Annotated in this window: 21 protein-coding genes; all 21 read left to right on the top strand. The window is 71.6% G+C overall.

The features are described from left to right. Positions 1-28: 28 nt before the first annotated feature. The gene (locus tag HYV93_02925) at positions 29-610 is read left to right on the top strand and encodes an HAD family hydrolase (protein MBI2524913.1); all 582 of its coding nucleotides are present in this window, start codon (positions 29-31) and stop codon (positions 608-610) included. Further along, positions 610-1,620 carry a sugar kinase gene (locus HYV93_02920; protein ID MBI2524912.1) on the top strand — a complete coding sequence of 337 codons (1,011 nt, stop codon included), beginning with the start codon at positions 610-612 and terminating at the stop codon, positions 1,618-1,620. Before HYV93_02925 ends, HYV93_02920 begins: the two co-directional genes overlap by 1 nt. Next, positions 1,604-2,083: an adenylyltransferase/cytidyltransferase family protein gene (locus HYV93_02915; GenBank protein ID MBI2524911.1), complete on the top strand. Its 480-nt coding sequence runs from the start codon at positions 1,604-1,606 to the stop codon at positions 2,081-2,083. The genes HYV93_02920 and HYV93_02915 overlap by 17 nt, the downstream gene beginning before the upstream one ends. Positions 2,084-2,181: 98 nt before the next feature. After that, positions 2,182-3,198 carry a lipopolysaccharide heptosyltransferase I gene (gene waaC / locus HYV93_02910; protein ID MBI2524910.1) on the top strand — a complete coding sequence of 339 codons (1,017 nt, stop codon included), beginning with the start codon at positions 2,182-2,184 and terminating at the stop codon, positions 3,196-3,198. Then, positions 3,195-3,962 carry a glycosyltransferase family 2 protein gene (locus HYV93_02905; GenBank protein ID MBI2524909.1) on the top strand — a complete coding sequence of 256 codons (768 nt, stop codon included), beginning with the start codon at positions 3,195-3,197 and terminating at the stop codon, positions 3,960-3,962. The genes waaC and HYV93_02905 overlap by 4 nt, the downstream gene beginning before the upstream one ends. 10 nt (positions 3,963-3,972) lie before the next feature. Beyond that, positions 3,973-4,965 (top strand): tryptophan--tRNA ligase, encoded by a 993-nt coding sequence (trpS, locus tag HYV93_02900; GenBank protein MBI2524908.1) that lies wholly within the window; start codon positions 3,973-3,975, stop codon positions 4,963-4,965. Next, on the top strand, positions 4,962-5,768 hold the full coding sequence (locus tag HYV93_02895) for a segregation/condensation protein A (GenBank protein ID MBI2524907.1): 807 nt from the start codon (positions 4,962-4,964) through the stop codon (positions 5,766-5,768). Before trpS ends, HYV93_02895 begins: the two co-directional genes overlap by 4 nt. After that, positions 5,761-6,495: an SMC-Scp complex subunit ScpB gene (gene scpB, locus HYV93_02890; protein MBI2524906.1), complete on the top strand. Its 735-nt coding sequence runs from the start codon at positions 5,761-5,763 to the stop codon at positions 6,493-6,495. The genes HYV93_02895 and scpB overlap by 8 nt, the downstream gene beginning before the upstream one ends. Then, entirely contained in the window at positions 6,431-7,210 is a 780-nt protein-coding gene (locus tag HYV93_02885; GenBank protein MBI2524905.1) for an rRNA pseudouridine synthase, read from the top strand. Before scpB ends, HYV93_02885 begins: the two co-directional genes overlap by 65 nt. Further along, a complete protein-coding gene (pheA, locus tag HYV93_02880; protein ID MBI2524904.1) occupies positions 7,207-8,268 on the top strand; it encodes a prephenate dehydratase in 1,062 nt (353 codons plus the stop codon). Before HYV93_02885 ends, pheA begins: the two co-directional genes overlap by 4 nt. Before the next feature lie 10 nt (positions 8,269-8,278). Then, positions 8,279-9,394: a histidinol-phosphate transaminase gene (locus HYV93_02875; GenBank protein MBI2524903.1), complete on the top strand. Its 1,116-nt coding sequence runs from the start codon at positions 8,279-8,281 to the stop codon at positions 9,392-9,394. Beyond that, positions 9,391-10,239: a prephenate dehydrogenase/arogenate dehydrogenase family protein gene (locus HYV93_02870; protein MBI2524902.1), complete on the top strand. Its 849-nt coding sequence runs from the start codon at positions 9,391-9,393 to the stop codon at positions 10,237-10,239. The genes HYV93_02875 and HYV93_02870 overlap by 4 nt, the downstream gene beginning before the upstream one ends. Further along, a complete protein-coding gene (aroA, locus tag HYV93_02865; GenBank protein ID MBI2524901.1) occupies positions 10,236-11,561 on the top strand; it encodes a 3-phosphoshikimate 1-carboxyvinyltransferase in 1,326 nt (441 codons plus the stop codon). The genes HYV93_02870 and aroA overlap by 4 nt, the downstream gene beginning before the upstream one ends. Then, the gene (locus tag HYV93_02860; GenBank protein MBI2524900.1) at positions 11,558-12,244 is read left to right on the top strand and encodes a (d)CMP kinase; all 687 of its coding nucleotides are present in this window, start codon (positions 11,558-11,560) and stop codon (positions 12,242-12,244) included. Before aroA ends, HYV93_02860 begins: the two co-directional genes overlap by 4 nt. Continuing rightward, the gene (locus tag HYV93_02855) at positions 12,226-12,837 is read left to right on the top strand and encodes a 1-acyl-sn-glycerol-3-phosphate acyltransferase (protein MBI2524899.1); all 612 of its coding nucleotides are present in this window, start codon (positions 12,226-12,228) and stop codon (positions 12,835-12,837) included. Before HYV93_02860 ends, HYV93_02855 begins: the two co-directional genes overlap by 19 nt. Before the next feature lie 75 nt (positions 12,838-12,912). Then, positions 12,913-14,622 (top strand): 30S ribosomal protein S1, encoded by a 1,710-nt coding sequence (locus tag HYV93_02850; GenBank protein ID MBI2524898.1) that lies wholly within the window; start codon positions 12,913-12,915, stop codon positions 14,620-14,622. A gap of 3 nt (positions 14,623-14,625) precedes the next feature. Beyond that, positions 14,626-15,516, top strand: a complete 891-nt coding sequence (gene sppA / locus HYV93_02845; protein MBI2524897.1) for a signal peptide peptidase SppA — start codon at positions 14,626-14,628, stop codon at positions 15,514-15,516. A 155-nt stretch (positions 15,517-15,671) separates the two neighbouring features. Continuing rightward, a complete protein-coding gene (locus tag HYV93_02840) occupies positions 15,672-15,947 on the top strand; it encodes an integration host factor subunit beta (protein ID MBI2524896.1) in 276 nt (91 codons plus the stop codon). 6 nt (positions 15,948-15,953) lie between these two features. After that, positions 15,954-16,439 carry an HIT domain-containing protein gene (locus tag HYV93_02835; GenBank protein ID MBI2524895.1) on the top strand — a complete coding sequence of 162 codons (486 nt, stop codon included), beginning with the start codon at positions 15,954-15,956 and terminating at the stop codon, positions 16,437-16,439. 26 nt (positions 16,440-16,465) lie between these two features. Next, on the top strand, positions 16,466-19,027 hold the full coding sequence (gene mutS / locus HYV93_02830) for a DNA mismatch repair protein MutS (protein ID MBI2524894.1): 2,562 nt from the start codon (positions 16,466-16,468) through the stop codon (positions 19,025-19,027). Positions 19,028-19,065: 38 nt separating this feature from the next. Then, positions 19,066-20,763: a DNA mismatch repair endonuclease MutL gene (gene mutL, locus HYV93_02825; GenBank protein ID MBI2524893.1), complete on the top strand. Its 1,698-nt coding sequence runs from the start codon at positions 19,066-19,068 to the stop codon at positions 20,761-20,763. Positions 20,764-20,835: the final 72 nt, after the last annotated feature.

The raw sequence follows: 20,835 nt of genomic DNA, 5'->3' as shown, positions 1-20,835 counted from the left end.
TGCCCGGCGGGCTTTACACTGCCTGTCAATGCCGCGACGCTCCGCTGTCTTCATGGACCGTGATGGATGCCTCACCGAGGAGATGGGGTACGTCAACCACGTGAGCCGCATCCGGCTCCTCCCCCGGACCGCCCAGGCCGTCAGGCGCCTCAACCACGCCGGGGTGCCGGCCGTGATGGTCACCAACCAGTCGGGCATCGCCAGGGGGTACTTCTCCGAGGAGATTCTCCACGCCGCGAACGCCGAGATGCTCAGCCAGCTGGCGGCGCTCGGCGGCCATCTGGATGGGCTCTACATCTGTACCCACCACCCCGAGGAGGGAGAGCCCCCCTACCGTGCCGACTGCGACTGCCGGAAGCCCCGCCCGGGACTCTTGCTGAGGGCGGCCTCCGACCTTGACCTCGATCTGGCAGCCTCGGTCGTCATCGGCGACAAGATCTCGGATGTTGGAGTGGCGCACGCGGTGGGTGCGGCCGGAGTGCTGGTGCTGACCGGCTACGGGCGCGGCGAGTGGGAGCACCGGCGCCAGCACTGGCGGCTCAAGCCCGACCACATTGCCGAGGACTTGTTCGACGCCGTGGAGTGGGCCTTGGCCCGGCGAGGCCGCTGATGTACCCCGTCAGGCAGCTCGAGGCGGTCATCGCCGCGTTCGCGGGCCGGCGGGTCGTGATCGTGGGCGACCTCATCGCCGACGAGTACCTGTACGGGAAGCCCGCGCGCATCTCCCGCGAGGCGCCGGTCCTCATCCTGAAGTTCAGCGCGAGGGAGGTGCGGCTGGGCGGAGCGGCCAATGCCACCCACAACGTCCACGTCCTCGGAGCCAGCGCCTGGCCGGTGGGGGTGCTCGGTGACGATGGAGCGGGGGACGAGGTGGCAGGACTCTTCCGCGGGGCGGGCATCTCGACGGCCGGCATCCTGCGCGTGGAAGGGCGACTCACTCCGGTGAAGACGCGGGTCATGGCGGGCGGCTACGAGTCGACGCGCCAGCAGGTGGTGCGGCTCGATCGCGAGCCCGCTGGGGGGCTCGCGCCACACGTGGAGGAGGCTCTCGTCTCGCGTCTACGCGAGATCGGCTCCACGGCGGATGCCTTCGTGGTCTCCGACTACGGGTACGGGGCACTGTCGCCCGGGGTCTTCGAGGCCGTGCTCGAGCTGGCGCGCCCCCGCAACGCCGTCGTCGCCGTCGACAGCCGCTACGATCTGCTGCGCTTCAAGGGCATGACCGCGGCGACCCCCAACGAGCCCGAGGTGGAGGCGCTGGTGGGGGGCGAGCTCGGCGACGAGCGCGCCATCGAGAAAGCAGGGCGCGCCGTGCTCGATCGGCTCGAGGCGGCACTGCTCCTCGTGACGCGGGGCAGCCGCGGGATGGCCCTCTTCGAGCGGGAGGGCCCGGTGACTTTCATGCCCATCCACGGCAGCGACCAGATCGCCGACGTGACGGGAGCCGGCGACACCGTGATCAGCACGTTCGCGGTGGCGCTGGCCTCGGGTGCCAGCGCCGGCGAGGCCGCCTGGCTGGCCAACGTCGCCGGGGGCGTGGTGGTCATGAAGCGCGGCACCGCCACGGTGTCGCCGGGAGAGCTCGTCCAGGCCCTGAGCGGCGATGGCACCGCGCTGTAGCCTCGAGGAGGCACTCCGCCTGGCCGCGACCTGGCGGGCCGAGGGCAAGCGCATCGTGCTCGCCAACGGCTGCTTCGATCTCTTGCACGTGGGGCACGTGCGCTATCTGCAGGCGGCCCGCGCGCTCGGGGATGTGCTCCTGGTGGCACTCAACTCGGACGCCTCCGTGCGCCGGCTCAAGGGACAGGGCCGCCCGGTGGTCGCCGAAGGGGAGCGAGCCGAGATCGTGGCCGCCCTCAGGCCGGTGGACGCCGTGGTTGTCTTCGACGAGGATACGGTCGACAGCCTCGTGAGCCGTCTCCGCCCCGACGTGCAGGCCAAGGGAACGGACTATACGGAGGACTCGGTGCCCGAGCGTCAGAGCGTCCTCGGGGCGGGGGGGCGCGTGGCCATCGCAGGGGATCCTAAGGAGCACTCGAGCCGCGACCTCATCGCGGCCATCCTCCAGAGATTCGCGCGGTGACATCGACGGACATGGCGCGAGGGACGAACCGCAGACGGCCCTCGCGGCGGAGGCGGGCGTGGCGATAGCCCGGGTGCCCGCCCCTGGGTGGTGACAACATGAAGGTCGCCCTCGTCAAGCTCTCGGCCCTCGGGGATGTCATCCACACGCTGCCCGTGGCCCGGGCACTCCGTCGCGCCTGGCCCGGGGCGCAGCTGACGTGGATCGTCGAGGCGCGGGAGTACGCCATCCTGCGCGACCACCCGGATCTGGACCGCGTGATCCCGGTGAACACCAGGCTCTGGCGACGGCTCGTCTGGCGCCCCGGGGGCGCGCGCGAGGTGTGGGGGAAGCTCGGGCGCCTGAGGCGCCGCGTGCGCGGCGCGCGCTTCGACGTCGCGCTGGATCTCCAGGGGCTGCTCAAGAGCGGGATCCTCACGGCCTACACGGGCGCCCCGGTCAGGATCGGCTTCAGCGCCTCCCGGTGCCGGGAGGGGCTGAGCGCGCTCTTCACGAACCGCCGCGTGACGCCACCGCCCGAGGCCGTGCACGTGGTGGAGCAATACCTGTCGCTGCTCGGGCCACTGGGCATCCGCGGGATCGTGCCGGAGTTCCACCTGCCCGTGCGGCCGGTCGCCGAACAGCTCATGGACGACTTCCTCGCCGAGCACGGGCTCAAGCCCCGGGAGCGCCTGGTGGCCCTGAACCCGGGGGCGGGCCGGCCGGAAAAGCGCTGGCCGGTGAGCCATTTCCGGACGCTGGCCGAGCGCCTCGGCGGCGAGGCCGGCGCCCGCGTCCTGCTGCTCTGGGGGCCCGACGAGGTGCACATGGCGCGGCAGATCGCCACCGGGCTGTCGAGCCGCGCCGTGCTGGCGCCGCCCACGGACCTCGACGAGCTCAGCGCGCTGCTGCGCCGCTCTTCGCTCATGATCGCGGGCGACACCGGACCACTTCACCTGGCTGCCGCCGTGGGCACCCCCTGCCTGGGCCTCTTCGGTCCGACGCGCGCGGAGCGCAACGGCCCCTACGGGGCCCGCTGCCGCGGCCTGCAGAGTCCCGACGGGACCATGGAGCGGCTCTCGCCCGCGGAGGCGCTGGCCGCCGCGCAGGCGCTTCTCGACGCGGGCAATCCGTGAGCCGCGCGCGGCTGTCCGTGGCGGTCATCGCCTGGAACGAGGAGGAGCGGTTGCGGGCCTGTCTGGAGAGCGTCGCCTGGGCCGACGAGATCCTGGTCGTGGACGCCGAGTCCACCGACAAGACGGTCTTCCTTGCCCGCGAGTTCACCGACCGCATCTGGGTACGACCGTGGCCCGGCTTCGCGGCGCAGAAGAACTTCGCCCTGGATCAGGCCGGGGGCGACTGGGTCCTCTCGCTGGACGCCGATGAGCGCGTGACGCCGGCGCTGCGGGAGCGGATCCGCCGGCTGCTCGCCGAGGGAGGGGTGGCCGCAGGCTACCGCATCCCGCGGCAGAACATCTTCTGGGGGGTGTGGGTGCGCCACGGGGGACTCTACCCCGACTACCAGCTGCGCCTCTTCCGCCGGGGGGCCGGACGGTTCGTCGAGGACGCTGTGCACGAGTCGGTGCGGGTGAGCGGGCCAGTGGAGCGGCTCGGAGAGCCGCTGCTCCACCACTCCTACCGGACCCTGCACGACTTCGTCCAGCGCTCGGACCGCTACTCCACGCTGGCGGCCCGGGACTGGCTCGCGCGGGGCCGGCCCACGGGGCCGCTCGACCTCATCTTCCGCCCCCTCTGGCGCTTCCTCTCGATGTACATTATGCGCCTGGGGTTCCTGGACGGCTGGCGGGGCTTCGTGCTCGCCGTCCTGTACGCCGACTACGTCTTTCTGAGGATGGCGAAGGCCTGGGAAGCCCGCCTCTCCCGGAGCGACACGGACTGAGGGCCGTTCAATGCCGTCATCGAGGCCGCGGGTACTGTCGGGCATGCGTCCCACCGGCAAGGTTCACCTGGGGAATTACCTGGGCGCCCTGGCCAACTGGGTGCGCCTGCAGGAGGACCACGACTGTTTCTTCTTCGTCGCCAACTGGCACGCGCTCACGACGGACGCGGCCAACAGCGTCGAGGCGCCGGCGAGCACGCTCGAGATGGGAGCGGACTGGCTCGGCGCTGGGCTCGACCCCGGACGCTCCACGCTGTTCATCCAGTCGCTGGTCCCCGAGCACGCGGAGCTGCACCTGCTCTTCTCCATGGTGACGCCGGTGGGCTGGCTCGAGCGCGTGCCGACGTACAAGGAGATGGTGGAGCAGCTGGGGCTCGAGTCGCCCTCCTACGGGCTGCTGGGCTACCCGCTGCTGCAGGCGGCCGACATCCTCATGTACAAGCCGCAGTGGGTCCCGGTGGGGATCGATCAGGTGCCGCACGTGGAGCTGACCCGTGAGGTCGCCCGGCGCTTCAACAGCACGTGGGGGCCGGTGTTCCCGGAGCCTTCGGCAAAGCTGACGCAGATCCCCAAGGTGCCGGGCACCGACGGCCGGAAGATGTCGAAGTCCTACGACAACGCCATCTACCTCTCCGACTCGCCCGAGGAGATCACCGCCAAGGTTCGCCCGATGATCACGGATCCGGCGCGCCGGCGGCGCACCGACCCCGGCACGCCCGATCTCTGCCCGGTCTTCGACCTGCACCGCATCTTCACGCCGGAGGCGGACCGCGAGGCCTGCGCCGTCGGCTGTCGCACGGCAGGCATCGGCTGCCTCGACTGCAAGGGCGTGCTCCTCAAGCACATGCTGCCCCCGCTCGGCGAGATCCGCGAGCGGCGGCGGAGCTTCGCCGAGCATCCGGGGGAGGTGCTCGAGGTGCTGCACGAGGGCTCGCGCCGCGCCCGCGCCGTGGCCCGGCAAACCATGGAGGAGGTGAGGGGTGTCGTGGGGCTCGAGCCGTGACCGGTTCGCCCGCCGAGGCCGGCACCGGCCTCACGGTCCGGGTGGAGTCCTTCGAGGGACCACTGGACCTGCTCCTGCACCTCTGCAGGACGCAGGAGGTAGACCTGGCGCGGCTGCCAATCCGGACCATCACGGACCAGTACCTGGACCACCTGGAGTCGGTGCGCTTCCAGGAGCTGGAGGTGGCGGGCTCCTTCATGGTCATGGCCGCCACGCTGATCTACCTCAAGTCCAAGCTCCTGGTGCCCGACGCCGGGGGAGCAGAGGAGGGTGCGCTGGACGAGGAGGGTGAGCTCCTGCGGCGCGAGCTGGCCCTGCGGCTGCAGGAGTACGCGCGCGTCAAGGTGCTGGGCGCCTGGCTCGGGCAGCGCGAGGCGGAGCAAGCGCTGCTCTTCGGCCGCACCGTGGGCGAGCTGCCGCCGCCGGAGGCGGTCCCACTCGAGGATCTGTCCGTCCACCTCCTGCAGCGCGCCATGACGCGGCTCATCCAGGAGCAGAAGCGTCAGACGCCCCGCGAGGTCGAGGCGAGCCCGCTGTCCATCCTCGAGCGGATGGCGGAGATCGTGTCCCTGCTGCACCACACCTGGTCGCTGCTCTTCTCGTCGGTGGCCGGGGCCGAGCGCGTCCGCGCGGAGTGGATCGTCACCCTCCTGGCCCTGCTGGAACTGGTCCGCCTGGGCCAGGCCCGCGCGCGCCAGGGCGATCTCTTCGGCGACATCGTGATCGAGCGGCGCCTCCCCGAGGCCGCTGCGGCCGCTGGCGCCGCGGACCCCCGGCGCGAGGGAGACCGAGAGAATGAGTGAGCCCCTCGACATCCTGGAGGCGCTCCTCTTCGCCTCCGACATCCCGGTGGAGGCCGCGACGATCCAGGAGGTGCTCGGCCTCCCAGGGCCAGCCGAGGCCCTGGACCTCGTGCAGGCGTTGCGGCAGCGTCTGGAAGGGCGGGGGCGGGCCCTGCAGGTCATGGAGGCTGGGGGAGGCTTCAGGCTCGTCACCCGCCCGGAGATGGCGCCATGGCTGGTGAAGCTGGCCCGGAGCCGGACGCGCTCACGGCTGTCGCGTCCAGCCCTCGAGACGCTCGCCATCATCGCTTATCGCCAGCCCGTGTCCCGCCCCGAGGTCGACGCCATCCGCGGCGTCAACTCCGAGGGCGTGCTCGACAGCCTGCTCGAGCGGCGGATGATCCGCATCGGCGGCCGCAAGGACTCGCCGGGCCGACCTTTCCTCTACGAGACGACCCGCGACTTCCTCGTGGCGTTCGGGCTGCGCGACCTGACGGACCTGCCGAAGGTCGAGGGCGAGCTCCTCGTGCCCGGAGCCGAGGGGACGGAGCCCGCGGGCGAGCCGCTGCTCGCAGCCGGCGCGGGTCCCGAGGCCGAGCCCGGTGCTGTGCCCGGCGGAAGCGGCGAGGGCAGCGCGGCGCCGGCTGTCGCCGGGCGAGAAGGGCAGAGGGGGGAGCCGGCCGCTGGCGCAGATCCGCCTCAGCAAGATCCTGGCGCAGTCGGGGCTGACGTCGCGCCGCGGGGGTGAGGCGCTCCTGGCCCAGGGGCGCGTGACGGTCAACGGCCGGGTGCGCCTGGAGCCGGGTGCGCAGGCCGATCCGGGCGTGGACGTGATCGCCGTGGACGGCCGCGCGCTGCCCGCCGTCGAGCCCAAGACGTACCTGCTGCTGCACAAGCCGCGCGGGTACCTCAGCAGCGCCGGCGACCCTGGCGGCCGGCCCGTCGTGCTCGACCTGGTGCGTGGCCGGGGGCCGCGGCTCTTCCCGGTGGGTCGCCTCGACTACGATGCCGAGGGCCTGCTCCTGCTCACCAACGACGGAGCCCTCGCCCACCGGCTCCTTCACCCGCGGTACGAGATTCCCCGGGTCTACGAGGCGGAGGTGGAGGGACGGGTGAGGCCGGCGGATCTCGGCAGGTGGCGCCGGGGCGTCACCCTGTCCGACGGGCCCGCCGTCCCTGCCGCGGTGACCATCCTCGGGGCCGGCCCCCGGGGGACGCGCCTCCGGCTGACCTTCGGGGAGGGGCGCAACCGCGAGGTCAAGCGATACTGCCAGGCGCTGGGGCATCCGGTGCACCGCCTCGTCCGCGTCGCATTCGGCCCCCTGCGGCTCGGGCGGCTGCGGGTGGGGGAAAGCCGCCCGCTGACGGCCGCGGAACTGGGGGCGCTGAGAGGCTTGCGCGGCCCGGACTCATCCCCTACAATGCAGGGGTTGCCGACCGAGGCGAGTCAGGAGCTTTTATGAACCTGGGCGATTTGCGCTCCAGGATCAACACCCTCGACGAAGAGATCCTCCACCTCCTCAACCAGCGCGCAGACGCCGCCCTCGAGATCGGCGAGCTCAAGAGGCAGCAAGCCCTCCCGTACTTCGTCCCCGAGCGCGAGGCGCAGGTCCTGGAGCGCCTCGCGGCGCTCAACGGTGGCCCGCTCCCGGCTGAGGCACTCAGGGCCATCTGGCGGGAGATCCTCTCGGCCTCTCTGGCCCTGGAGAACCCGCTGCCGGTAGCCTACTTTGGCCCGCCCGGCACCCACACCCACCAGGCGGCCGCGCAACGCTTCGGATCCTCCGCGGCCTTCGTGGCGGTCCGCAGCATCGGCGAGGTGTTCGACGAGGTCGAGCGGGGCCGCGCCGAGCTCGGCGTGGTGCCGGTGGAGAACTCCACCGAGGGGCCCGTCAACATCACGCTCGATCGGCTGCTCGACTGCGAGGCGCTGATCACCGGCGAGATCACGCTGGAGATCACCCATCACCTCCTCTCCCGGGCGGGCACCCTGGACGAGGTCAAGACGGTCTGCTCGCACCCGCAGGCCCTCGCCCAGTGCCGGCAATGGCTCGCCGCCAACCTCGGGAAGGCCCGGACCGAGGAGACCTCCTCGACATCCGCCGCGGCCGTGCGCGCCAAGGACGAACCCACGGTGGCTGCCATCGCCTCGGAGATGGCCGCGCGCCTGCACGATGTCCCCGTGCTGCGGCGGCGCATCGAGGACAACCCGTACAACTCCACCCGCTTCCTGGTGCTGGGACGACGGCCCGTGCCGCCAACCGGACGGGACAAGACCTCCATTCTCTTCTCCATGCGCAACGAGCCCGGCGTCCTCTACAGCATCCTGCGCCCCTTCGCCGAGCGCAGGCTCAACCTGACCAAGATCGAGTCGCGGCCGACCAAGCGACGCCCCTGGGAGTACGTGAACTTCGTGGACTTCGAGGGGCACCGGGACACCGAGGTGGTGAGGGCAGCGCTCGCGGCCGTCACGGAGCGCTGCCAGTTCCTCAAGGTTCTTGGATCCTACCCGGCCGCATAAGGAGCTCTCCATGCCCGCCTCCTGGGAATCGCTGGCCAACGACCACATCCTCGGCATCGCCCCGTATGAGCCGGGGAAGCCCATCGAGGAGCTGGAGCGCGAGTTGGCCATCAAGGACGCCATCAAGCTCGCCTCCAACGAGAACCCCCTGCCGCCATCGGAACGCGTCCAGAAGGCCGTCGCGGCCGCGCTGGGCCAGCTGAACCGCTATCCCGACGGCGGGGGATTCTACCTCCGGGAGGCGCTGGCCCGGCGGCACGGGGTCAAGCCCGACGACATCGTGCTCGGCAACGGCTCCAACGAGCTCATCGAGCTGCTCGTCCGGGCATTCGTGCGGCCTGGCGAGGAGGTCGTGATCCCGCACCCCTCGTTCGTCGTCTACCCGATGATCGTCCAGGCCGTGGGCGGCATCCGCGTCGTGGTGACCCTCAAGGAGCACCGGCTCGACCTGGAGGCCATGGGCCGCGCGATCACGCCCATGACGAAGATGGTCTTCATCGCGAACCCCAACAACCCCACCGCCACCATCGTCACGGCCGCGGAGGTGGAGGAGTTCATGGCCCGCGTTCCGGACCGGGTCATCGTGGTGTTCGACGAGGCCTACATCGAGTTCGCCCAGGGGCCCGACTTCCCCGATACTCTCGCCTACCTCCGCGAGGGACGGAAGGTCGTGATCCTTCGCACCTTCTCCAAGGCGGCGAGCCTGGCCGGACTCCGGGTGGGGTATGCCGTGGCCGCGCCCGACTGCGTGGCGCTCCTCAACCGGATCCGCGCCCCGTTCAACGTGAACTCGCTGGCCCAGGTCGCGGCGCTGGCGGCGCTCGAGGACGACGCACACATCCTCGAGTGCCTGCGCATGAACGAGGCGGGGCGCGCCTTCCTCTATGACGAGTTCGCCTCGCTGGGCCTCAGGTACACGCCCTCGCGCGCCAACTTCATCCTGGTGGATGTGGGCCGGAACGCGATGGACGTCTACGGCCGGCTGCTCCGCGAGGGCGTCATCGTCCGCCCCATGACGAGCTTCGGAATGGAGAACGCGCTGCGCGTCACCGTGGGCACGCCGGAGGAGAACCGGCGGCTCATGAAGGCGCTGCGAAAGGTGCTCCCGGAGGTCGCGGGCGCGTGATCCGCCGGCTCTCCGTCGTCGGCCTCGGGCTCCTCGGGGGCTCCGTCGCGAAGGCGGCGCGCGAGGCTTCCCTCGCGCGCGAGATCGTGGCAATTGGGCGGCGCCGCGAGAGCCTGGAGCCGGCGCTCCGGGACGGGGTGGTGGACCGGATCACGACGGACGTGACCGCGGGGGTCCAGGGCTCCGACTTCTGCCTCCTGGCCACGCCGGTGGCGACCCTCGAATCCCTCTTGCCGGCCGTGTGGCAGGCAGCGCCCCGTGACGCCGTGATCACGGACGTGGGAAGCACCAAGGGGCGCATCGTCCAGACGGCCGAGCGGCTGGCCGGTTCCCGCCCGCTGCGCTTCGTCGGCGGCCATCCCATGGCCGGCTCGGAGCTGTCCGGCTACGCCATCGCTCGCGCCGACCTGTTTCGCGGTGCGCTGGTCATCCTGACACCGGCGGGAACGAGCGACGGCGACGCGATGGCCAGGGTGCGCGGTTTCTGGGAGGCGCTCGGTGGACGCGTCATCACGCTGGATGCGGCCACCCACGACCGGGCGGTGGCGGCCGTGAGCCACCTGCCGCACCTCGTGGCCGGCGCGCTGGTGGACGCGGCGCTTCGCATGGATCCGGCCTTCCTGGACGTGGCGGCGCGCGGCTTCAAGGACACGACCAGGATCGCGGCCTCGAGCCCCGCCGTGTGGCGGGAGATCTTCCTGGAGAACCGCGCAGCGCTGACAGAGGCGGTTGCGGCGTTCAGGAAGTCGCTCGACCACCTCGAGGGGTTGATCGCCGCCGGCGAGGGCGCCGCCGTGGAGCGGGAGCTCGACCGCATCCGGCAGGCACGGGAGCGGCTCGCGTGAGGATCCACGTCAGGCCGGTCACACGGCTGCGCGGGGGGGTGGCGGTCCCCGGCGACAAGTCCATCTCCCACCGGGCGGCCCTCTTCGGCGCGCTGGCGACGGGCAGGACGGAGATCACGGGTTTTCTCGAGGGCGAGGACTGCCTCGCCACGCTCAGGGCCGTGCGCGCCCTCGGGGCGACGGTGACGCGGAAAGGGCCGGGGCACTATCTGGTTGACGCCGAGGGCCCAGAGGCCCTGACCGAGCCCGAGGACGTCATCGACTGCGGCAACTCGGGCACGACTGCGCGGCTGCTCATGGGCGTCCTCGCCGGTCAGCCCTTCTGGACCGTGCTCACGGGGGATGCCTCTCTCCGCGGGCGGCCGATGGAGCGCGTGGCCGTCCCGCTCAGGCAGATGGGGGCCACCGTGGTGGGCCGGCAGGGGGGCAGCCGCCTGCCGCTGGCCGTCAGTGGCGCCCGGCCGCTCCGCGGGCTCCGCTTCGCCTCGCCGGTGGCCTCGGCCCAGGTCAAGACCGCGCTCCTCCTGGCGGGGCTCTGGGCCGACGGGCCGGTGACGGTGGAGGAGCCCGCGCCGTCTCGCGACCACACCGAACGTATGCTGAGCGCCTTCGGAGCCCGCCTGTCGGCCGAGGAGGGGGCGGTCACGCTGCGCCCCGGGGGTGCCCTCACCGGGCAGCCGGTCGCCGTGCCCGGCGACATCTCCGCCGCGGCCTTCTTTCTCGTGGCGGGAACGCTCGTCCCCGACGCGGTGCTGAGCGTGAAGGGCGTGGGGGTGAATCCGACGCGGACGGGGCTGCTGGACGTGCTCGCCCAGATGGGGGCGCATATCTCCAGGCAGGAGAGCGGGGCAGGGGCCGGCACCATCAGCGCCGAGCCGGCGGCAGACCTCGGCGTGACCTCGGCGCGGCTAAGCGGCACGAGCGTCGGGGGCTCTCTCGTCCCGCGGCTCATCGACGAGATCCCGGCCCTGGCTGTGGCCGCCTGCCTCGCGGAGGGTGTCACGGAGATCCGCGACGCGGCCGAGCTTCGCGTGAAGGAGTCCGATCGCATCGGCGCCATCGCCTCCGAGCTCGGGCGGATGGGTGCCGCGATCACCGAGCACCATGACGGGCTGCGGATCCAGGGGGGCAGGCCGCTGCGCGGCGCCGCCGTCTCGAGCGGTGGAGATCACCGGATGGCCATGGCGCTGGTGATAGCAGGAATGCTTGCAGAAGGGGAGACGGTGGTGGAGGATACGGGCTGCATCGCCACCTCCTTCCCGGGGTTCGTCGACGCCGTGAACGCCTTGGCGGGCGGTACCTGTGCGCGGGCGTCGGCGTGAAGGGCCGCCGCCGGAAGGCACCCGTCGTGACGATCGACGGGCCGGCGGGGGCGGGCAAGTCCAGCGCGGCTCGCGAGCTGGCGAGGCGGCTGGGGTTCAGACTGCTGGACACGGGCGCCATGTACCGGGGGCTGGCATGGGCAGTCCAGCAGGCGGGGATCGCTCCCGAGGACGGCGCCTCACTCCGGGGTCTTCTGGACCGGACCACGGTGGAGCTGGCGGGGGACAGGGTGCTGGTGAACGGGCGGGACGTCACCGCAGAGATCAGGACGCCGGCCATCGGGGAGCTGACCTCCGTCCTGACGGCCCTGGCCCCGGTGCGCGACAAGCTCACGCCGCTGCAGCGCGCCCTGGCCGCCGCGGGCGGCGTGGTGCTGGAAGGGCGGGACACGGGCAGCGTCGTCTGCCCCGACGCCGACGTGAAGTTCTACCTCGACGCCGACATCGAGACGCGAGCGCGGCGGCGCCAGGAAGAGCTGACGGCGGGCGGCGTCGTCATGGACCTGGCCTCGGTGCGGGAAGAGGTGCTGAGGCGCGACCGGCAGGACATGGCACGGGCGCTGGCCCCCCTGGTCAGGCCGCCAGGAGCCGTGCTGGTGGACTCCACGGCGCTGGCGCCAGAGGCGGTGCTGAGGAGGCTCCTGGAGGAGGTCGAGCGGGTGCGGTGCTGTACAACCTCCTGAAGCCGATCGCCGTGGCGCTGATGCGCCTGCTCTTCAGGCTGGAGATCAGGGGCGCGGACCGGGTGCCGATGGCTGGACCCGTGCTCATCGTGGCCAATCACGTGAGCCTCCTCGACCCGCCGGTGGTGGGCGGGGCCTGCCGCAGGCAGCTCTGCTTCATGGCCAAGGCCGAGCTGTTCGACATCCCGCTCCTGGGCCGGCTGCTGCGGGCGGTCAACGCCCGGCCGGTACGCCGCGAAGGGGGCGACGCCAGGGCGCTCAAGGCGGCGCTGCGAGTCCTGGAAGAGGGCAAGGCGCTGCTGGTCTTCCCCGAGGGCACGCGCGGGGAAGAGGGGAGGCTGAGCGAGGGCAAGCCCGGGGTCGGCATGCTTGCGGTCGTGAGCGGCGCGCCGGTGGTACCGGCCTACGTGTCGGGCTCGGGGCGCGCGCTGCCCCGCGGGCGGCTGATCCCGCGGCCCGTCAAGGTCCGGGTGACCTTCGGGTCGCCGCTCTCCGTCAAGGCGGAGGCGGCAGGAGGGCGGAAGGAGCGGTACCGGGAGGCGACCGAGGAGATGATGCGCGCCATCGCGCAGCTCGGCGAGGCCACCGGGTAGAGTGCGGGTTCGACGCAAGGCGCGGGGGAGATCCCCGCGCCGGCGATATCCACCAAAGGGGGAAGTCAGCACAGTATGGAGACGGACGACCGGAAGGCGCAGGGCCCCACGGCCAGTCAGAAGGAGGTGGGAGAGACCCGGGAAGAGACCATGGAGGAGTGGTTCGCCAGGGGGGTGAGCGACATCGAGGAGGGCGAGGTGGTCCGCGGGCGGGTCGTGGAGGTGCGCGACAGTGAGGTGCTCGTGGACATCGGCTACAAGAGCGAGGGGACCATCCCGATCGAGGAATTCCGCCACGCCGGCGCGCCCAAGGTGGGGGACGAGATCGAGGTCTACCTGGAGGCCAAGGAGGACAACGAGGGGCTGATCGTCCTGTCCAAGGACAAGGCGGACAAGATCAAGGTCTGGGATGCCATCTCGCGCTCCTACGAGAGCGGTACCCCCGTCGAGGGGCGCGTGGTCGAGGTGGTCAAGGGGGGGCTGGCCGTCGACGTCGGTGTCCGGGCCTTCCTGCCAGGCTCCCAGGTGGATCTCCGGCCCGTGAAGAACCTGAACTCCCTGGTGGGGCAGACCATCCGCGCCAAGGTCATCAAGCTGAATCGTCGGCGCGGCAACGTGGTGCTCTCGCGCCGGACCGTGCTGGAGGAGGAGCGGGAGGAGAAGAAGAAGCACACGCTCGCAGTCCTGAGCGAGGGCATGGTGCTGACCGGGGCGGTGAAGAACATCACCGACTACGGCGCCTTCATCGATCTCGGCGGCATCGACGGGCTGCTCCACGTCACCGACATGTCGTGGGGGCGGATCGGGCACCCCTCGGAGATCTTCCAGGTCGGCGACCAGGTCGAGGTGGTGGTCCTGCACTTCGACCGGGAGACGGGGCGGGTGTCCCTGGGCTACAAGCAGAAGTCCTCGGATCCCTGGGCCACGGTGGACCAGCGCTACCCGGTGGGCGGCAAGGTCCAGGGCCGCGTCGTGAGCCTCACCAACTACGGCGCCTTCATCGAGCTGGAGCCCGGCGTCGAGGGGCTCGTGCACGTCTCCGAGATGTCCTGGACGCGGCGGGTGCGCCACCCCTCGAAGCTGGTCAACGTGGGGGACACCGTCGAGGTGCAGGTCCTCGATGTCAACAAGGCGACGAAGCGAATCTCGCTCGGGATGAAGCAGGTGGAGAGCGACCCCTGGACCACCATCGACGAGCGCTACACGCCCGGGCAGCGCCTGCAGGGCCGGGTGCGCAACCTCACCGATTTCGGCGCCTTCGTGGAGCTGGAGCCCGGGGTGGACGGCCTCCTGCACATCTCCGACATGTCCTGGACGCGGAATATCGGCCACCCCTCCGAGCTGCTCAAGAAGGGCCAGGCGATCGACACGCAGATCCTCAACGTCGACCGGGAGAACAAGCGCATCTCCCTCGGACTCAAGCAGATCCAGCCCGATCCCTGGGAGAGCGTTGCCCAGCGCTACCCCATGGGTTCGCGGGTGACCGGCAAGGTCGTGCGGCTCACCGATTTCGGCGCCTTCGTGGAGCTGGAACCCGGGGTGGACGGCCTCCTGCACATCTCCCAGATGTCCAGCCGGCCCATCGGCTCGCCTTCGGAGATCGTCAACGTGGGGGACGAGCTGACGCTCCTCGTGATCCGCGTGGATCCCAACGAGCGTCGGATCGGGCTGTCGCTGAAGGAGCTGGCGGCCGCCGTGATGGAGGAGCCGCAGCAGCAAGAGTCGCGGGGTCGGGGGAAGGGACGCAAGCGCCGGACGGACGACGACTTCGACGACGAGGACTAGCGCATGACCTCTCGCGTCCGCAGCCTGCTGCTCGGGCTCGGGCTGACGGCTCTCATCCTCGCCGTGTTCCTGGTGACGGTCTGGGCCCTGATGGCGGTGCTGGAGGACGGCGCGCTGCCTGGCGGCCCTCGAGTGGCGATCGTGGAGGTGGAAGGGATCATCGTGGACGGCGACGCCACGGTGCGGGAACTGCGCGAGCACATGGACAATCCGGCGGTGCGCGCGGTCGTCCTCCGGGTGAACAGCCCGGGCGGCGTGGTGGGGCCGACGCAGGAGATCTTCTCGGCGGTGCAGCAGGTGCGGAAGGCTGGAAAGCCCGTGGTGGCCTCGCTGGCCGCGGTGGCGGCGTCGGGCGGCTACTACATCGCCACCGCGGCGGACCGCATCTACGCCAACCCGGGGACCCTCACGGGCTCCATCGGCGTGATCATGCAGATGGCCAATCTCGAGGGGCTGCTCAAGAAGGTGGGCGTCGAGTATGTCGTGGTGAAGGCCGGGGCCTACAAGGACGTGGGGAGCATTGCGCGGAGCATGTCGCCGGAGGAGCGACGCATCCTCCAGGCGCTGCTGGATGACGTGTACGGGCAGTTCGTGGGGGCGGTGGCCGAGGGGCGCGGCCTGGACCGCCGGACCGTCCTGGGCTTCGCCGACGGCAGGATCTACTCCGGGCAGCAGGCCAGGGAGCTCAAGATGGTGGACGAGCTCGGTGGGCTCCACGAGGCGATCGCGGGGGCCGCGCGACTGGCGGGGCTGCCCGCCCGCCCCAAGCTCCTGCTCCCTCGGCGGCGCTTCTCCCTGGTGGACCTCCTGCGCAACCAGCTCGGGCTGGGAGCCCCAGGCGGGCTGCTGCCGGCCCTGCCGGCGCTCCGCACCCCGCTCTACCTGATGGGCTAGGGGCGCCGGGCGACCAGATGTGTCCGCTAACCCCGCACCCTGCTTGACAATCTTTCGTCCCCCATGCTAGCGTCACCGGGAAGGGGAAGCCAGGCCCTCCGCCCTGAAGTGGGGCCCGGCGCAGCGAGAACGGGCCTTTGGGAGGGAGCGCGGTCATGACGAAAGCGGATCTGATCGAGGAAGTGTCCCGAGTGTCGACCCTCACGAAGAAGGAGACGGAGTTGATCGTCAACACCGTCTTCGACAACATCACCGAGGCCCTCGCCAAGGGCGACAAGGTGGAGTTGCGCGGGTTCGGCAGCTTCCGGATCCGCCACCGGAACTCCCGCAAGGGACGCAACCCGAAGACGGGGGACAGCGTGAGCGTCCCGGAGAAGCGCGTCCCGTTCTTCAAGGTCGGCAAGCGGCTTCGCGAGCTCGTAAACACCTGAGATCGAGTGGATCGTCTGTGGGCGCCGTGGCGGATGAGTTACGTTTCGGCGGGTGGGGGGCCCGGTGCGGTCTGCGTCTTCTGCGCTGCGCTGTGCTCCCGCGATGACCGGCAGTCCCTGATCCTCCACCGCGGCGAGCGGGCCTTTCTCATCCTCAACGCCTACCCCTACGCCTCCGGGCACCTCATGGCCACGCTCAACCGCCACGTGGCCGGAGTCCAGGAGGCCGAGCCCGACGAGCTGGCCGAAAGCATGCGGCTGGTCCAGGCAGCCGTGCGGGCGCTCCAGGCCGTCTACCGGCCCGACGGTTTCAACGTGGGCGTGAACCAGGGCAGCGTGGCCGGGGCCGGCGTCGCCGGACACCTGCACGTCCACGTGGTGCCGCGCTGGCACGGTGACACGAGCTTCATGACCGCGATCGGGGACACGAGGGTCCTCCCGGAGTCGCTGCACGACACCTACGATCGCCTGTCGGCGGCGCTGCGTCCGTGACGGAGGCGACCGGCCCCCTGACGCCGATGATGCGGCAGTACCGGGAGCTCAAGCGCCGCTACCCGGAGCATCTCCTCCTGTTCCGCCTCGGGGACTTCTACGAGATGTTCTTCGAGGACGCCCAGCTCGGAGCGCGGCTCCTGCAGATCACCCTCACCTCCCGGCAGGACGCCCCCATGGCCGGCATCCCGCACCACGCGGTGGACGGCTACATCGGCCGGCTGATCCGCGGAGGGCAGCGCGTCGCCGTGTGCGAGCAGATGGAGGCGCCGGTCAAAGGCAAGAAGCTCGTGCGCCGGGAGGTGGTGCGCGTCATCACGCCGGGCACGGTCACGGACACGCAATACCTCGACGGCGCGGCCAACAACTTTCTCCTCGCCGTCCACCGGGGGCCAGCGAGCCTCGGTGTGGCGCTGGCGGATGTCTCCACGGGCGACTTCTGGGTGGGGGACGAGCAGGGGGCGGGAGAGCCCCTCCTCGAGGCGGCGCTCCTCAGACGGCCCGCCGAGGTGCTGCTGGCCCATAGCGCGGATCCTGCCCTGGTCGGGCGGCTCACCGGGCTGGGCATCGCCCTCACCCGGGCGGAGCCCTCCTGGTTCTCCCGGCGCGCGGCAGAGGAGCACCTCACCGCCCACTTCAGGGCGACGAGCCTCGATGCCTTGGGCCTGGGATCGCTGGGTGCGGGGCTGCAGGCTGCGGGAGCGGCGCTTGCCTATCTGCGCGACACCCAGGGGGACCGCCTCTCCCACATCACGCGGATCCAGCGCTTCGCGACCGGCGACGCCATGATCCTCGACCGGACGGCCGTCGCGACGCTCGAGCTGTTCGAGACGGCGCAGGACCGGGCCGTCAAGGGCTCGCTCTTCGCCACGCTGGACGCCACCCGGACGCCCATGGGGGCGCGCTGCCTGCGCCACTGGCTCCTGCGTCCGCTCCTGGATCTGGAGCGCATCCGGGAGCGCCAGGACGCCGTGGGCGCGCTGGCCGAGAGCCCCGCTGCCCGCGCCGCGCTGCGGACACGCCTGGCCGCCATCGGTGACATCGAACGCCTCTCGAGCCGCGCTGCGCTGGGCGTCGCGCATGCCCGCGACCTCATCGCGCTGCGGAACTTCGTCCGCGAGTTGCCGGCGCTCCGGGAGGCGCTGTCCGCGCTGTCCTCCGCGCTCCTCCTTCGCCTCGGCGAGGAGATCGCCCCGCTCCCCGGCCTCGTCAAGCTCCTGGAGGAGGCGCTGGAAGACGACCCGCCGCCGGGCCTCCGCGAGGGCGGGCTGATCCGCGAGGCCTGGAGCGCCGAGCTCCGGGAGCTGCGCCGGACGCAACGGGAGGCGAAGGAGTGGATCGCGTCCCTGGAGCGGCTGGAGCGCGAGCGCACCGGGATCCCCACGCTGCGCGTCCGCTTCAACCGCGTCTTCGGGTACGCGATCGAGGTGAGCAACGCGCAGGCGGCCAAGGTGCCGCCAGAGTACGTGCGGCGGCAGACGCTGGTGGGGGCGGAGCGCTTCGTCACCGCCGAGCTCAAGGAGCACGAGAGCCTCGCGCTGGGCGCGGAGGAGCGCATGGCTCGCCTCGAGCTCGAGCTGTTCGAGGAGGTGCGCTCGGCGGTGGCCGCCGAGGCCCCGGCCCTGCTGGGCACGGCCCGCGCGGTGGGTGCCGTGGATGCGCTCGGGGCGCTGGCAGAGGTCGCGCATCAGCGGGGGTACGTGCGCCCCGTCGTGGACGACAGCCTCTGCCTCGAGATCACGGAGGGGCGCCATCCCGTGCTGGACGCCGCCGGCGCGCAGCCCTTCACCCCGAACGACGCCTGTCTCGATCCGGCCTCGTCCCAGATCGTGATCCTGACCGGCCCGAACATGAGCGGCAAGAGCGTGTACATGCGGCAGACGGCGCTGTTGACCATCCTCGCCCAGGTGGGCGCCTTTCTGCCGGTGCGGTCGGCGCGGATGGGGCTGGTGGACCGCGTGCTGACGCGGGTGGGGGCCCAGGACAACCTCGTCAGGGGCCAGAGCACCTTCCTCGTGGAGATGATCGAGACCGCCACCATCCTGCACAACGCCACACCCCGCAGCCTCATCCTGCTCGACGAGGTCGGGCGGGGCACCTCCACCTTCGACGGGCTCGCCATCGCCTGGGCGGTGACGGAGGAGCTGCACGAGCGCGGGCACGGCGCCAAGGTGCTCTTCGCCACCCACTTCCACGAATTGACGGCGCTGGCGGAGCGTCTGCCCCGCGTGCGGAACTTCCACGTGGCGGTCAAGGAGTGGAACGACGCGATCATCTTCCTCCATACGGTGCGTCCCGGCGGCACCGACCGCTCCTACGGGATCCAGGTGGCGCGTCTGGCGGGGCTTCCCCCGGCGGTGATCGAGCGCGCCAAGGCCATCCTGGCCGAGCTGGAGAGCGAGCGCGAGGGCCTCACGGCCGCCACCTCCCCGGGACAGGAGGCGCCCGTGCAGCTGGCTCTGTTCCCGCCCGCGGGGGAACCGATCGTCCGCGACCTGGCCGCCCTGGACGTGGCCTCGCTCACGCCCCTTGCGGCCCTCAACCTTCTCGCCGACTGGCAGCACCGCCTGAAACCGCGCCAGCAATGAGCCGTCAGTCCAGGATCAGGCGGCTGCCGGACCAGCTGGTGAACAAGATCGCCGCCGGAGAGGTCGTCGAGCGGCCGGCCTCCGTCGTGAAGGAGCTCGTCGAGAACTCCATCGACGCCGGCAGCGCCCGCATCGCGCTCGAGCTGCGGGACGCCGGGCGCCAGCTCGTCCGCGTGAGCGACGACGGGACGGGAATGACGGCGGAGGAGCTGGGCTGCGCCCTGCTGCGCCACGCCACCTCCAAGATCGCCGACGAGGCGGACCTGGAGGCTATCCGCACGCTCGGCTTCCGGGGGGAGGCGCTGCCGGCCATCTGCGCGGTGAGCCGGTTCTCGTTGCTGTCGTGCCCGGGCGGAGCCGGGACGGGAACGCTCCTCCGCGGCGAGGGCGGGGTGGCGGGGGATCCCATGAGCGTCCCCGCCCCCTCGGGCACCACCGTGGAGATCGCGGATCTGTTCTTCAACACCCCGGCCCGGCTCAAGTTCCTCAAGGGCGCTCGCGCCGAGCTCGCGGCGGTCCTGCGGCTCCTCCAGGCCCTGGCGCTCGCCCATCCCGAGATCCACTTCCGCGCCACCCACGACGGCAAGCCCGTGCTGAGCGCGCCACGGGCTGCCACGCTGCGCGAGCGCGTGGGCGCGCTGCACGGCTTCGACCTGGCGGGACGGATGCTCGAGGTGGAACGCGCCAGCCACGGCGCCCGGCTCTCCGGGCTCGTGGCGCCGCCCCAGGCGGCGGGCGGGAGCCGCGAGGCCATCACCTTCCTCGTCAATGGCCGTCCGATCCGGGACGCGTTGCTGACGCAGACGCTGCTCGAGGCCTACCGGCCGATGCTGGCGCGAGAGCAGTTCCCGGCCGCCGTGATCTCGCTGACGCTTCCCCCGCAGGAGATCGACGTGAATGTCCACCCGACGAAGGCCTGGGTGCGCTTCCGCGCCCCCCGGGTGATCCAGGACATGCTCTTCCTCGCCGTCCAGGAAGCGCTGCGCTCGGCCCAGGTCGTGCAGCCGCAGCCGGGGCTCGGGGGCCCCGCCGCGGGGAGGCCGGACGCCGGAGTGCAGGGCCCGGCCGGCGACGGTGCGGGGTCGTTGCCAACCGGGCCGGCGACGACGACGGCTCAAGCGGCGCTCTTCATGGAGGAGGCGCCCACCCCGGCTCGCGATCGCTTCGGCACCGTCGTGGGCCAGCTGCAGGAGACCTTCCTCGTCTCGGCGACCGACGAGGAGGTCTTCTTCATCGACCAGCATGTGGCGCATGAGCGGGTGCTCTTCGAGCGGCTCCAGGCGGATCTCGTGGGCGATACGCTTCCCGCCCAGGAGCTCCTCTTCCCTCAGGTGCTCGAGCTGCCCCCGGCGGAGGCCGCGCAGCTCGCCGAGTGGGCGCCCACGCTCGGGCGTCTGGGCTTCGCCCTCGAGGGCTTCGGCGGCGCCAGCGTGCTGCTCCGCTCGGTGCCGGTGCTTCTCGGGGGACGCGAGCCCGGGCCGCTGATCCAGCGCATGCTCGAGGAGGTGGCGGCACCGGGGCGGGAAGGGGAAGCCCCGCTGCTCGACCGGGCGCTGGCCTTCGTGGCCTGCCGGGCGGCCATCAAGGCGCCGGCCCCGCTCGAGCGCGAGGAGATGCGGCGGCTGATCGCCGATCTCGGCGCGGCGCGCGAGCCCTACTTCTGTCCCCATGGCCGGCCAATCGTCTCGCGCCTCTCCCTCCGTGAGATCCGCCGCGAGCTCCGGCGGACGTGGTAGGGCGAGCTGAGCCGGGTCTCACGGCGAGGCGAGGGGAGATGGAAGTCGGGCGAGCTGAGCCGGGTCTCACGG

It is taken from the genome of Candidatus Rokuibacteriota bacterium, from assembly GCA_016188005.1.
GTDB lineage: Bacteria > Methylomirabilota > Methylomirabilia > Rokubacteriales > CSP1-6 > UBA12499.
Note: the sequence above shows the minus strand (reverse complement) of the source record. Positions and strands in the feature narration are given on the sequence as shown.

Bases quoted from the DNA above. Each gene is read 5' to 3' on its own strand.
- HYV93_02840 (MBI2524896.1), top strand. From the start codon at position 15,672: ATGACGAAAGCGGATCTGATCGAGGAAGTGTCCCGAGTGTCGACCCTC.
- HYV93_02915 (MBI2524911.1), top strand. From the start codon at position 1,604: ATGGCACCGCGCTGTAGCCTCGAGGAGGCACTCCGCCTGGCCGCGACC.
- HYV93_02920 (MBI2524912.1), top strand. From the start codon at position 610: ATGTACCCCGTCAGGCAGCTCGAGGCGGTCATCGCCGCGTTCGCGGGC.
- scpB (MBI2524906.1), top strand. From the start codon at position 5,761: ATGAGTGAGCCCCTCGACATCCTGGAGGCGCTCCTCTTCGCCTCCGAC.
- HYV93_02850 (MBI2524898.1), top strand. From the start codon at position 12,913: ATGGAGACGGACGACCGGAAGGCGCAGGGCCCCACGGCCAGTCAGAAG.
- pheA (MBI2524904.1), top strand. From the start codon at position 7,207: ATGAACCTGGGCGATTTGCGCTCCAGGATCAACACCCTCGACGAAGAG.
- HYV93_02925 (MBI2524913.1), top strand. From the start codon at position 29: ATGCCGCGACGCTCCGCTGTCTTCATGGACCGTGATGGATGCCTCACC.
- HYV93_02875 (MBI2524903.1), top strand. From the start codon at position 8,279: ATGCCCGCCTCCTGGGAATCGCTGGCCAACGACCACATCCTCGGCATC.
- mutS (MBI2524894.1), top strand. From the start codon at position 16,466: ATGATGCGGCAGTACCGGGAGCTCAAGCGCCGCTACCCGGAGCATCTC.
- sppA (MBI2524897.1), top strand. From the start codon at position 14,626: ATGACCTCTCGCGTCCGCAGCCTGCTGCTCGGGCTCGGGCTGACGGCT.
- trpS (MBI2524908.1), top strand. From the start codon at position 3,973: ATGCCGTCATCGAGGCCGCGGGTACTGTCGGGCATGCGTCCCACCGGC.
- waaC (MBI2524910.1), top strand. From the start codon at position 2,182: ATGAAGGTCGCCCTCGTCAAGCTCTCGGCCCTCGGGGATGTCATCCAC.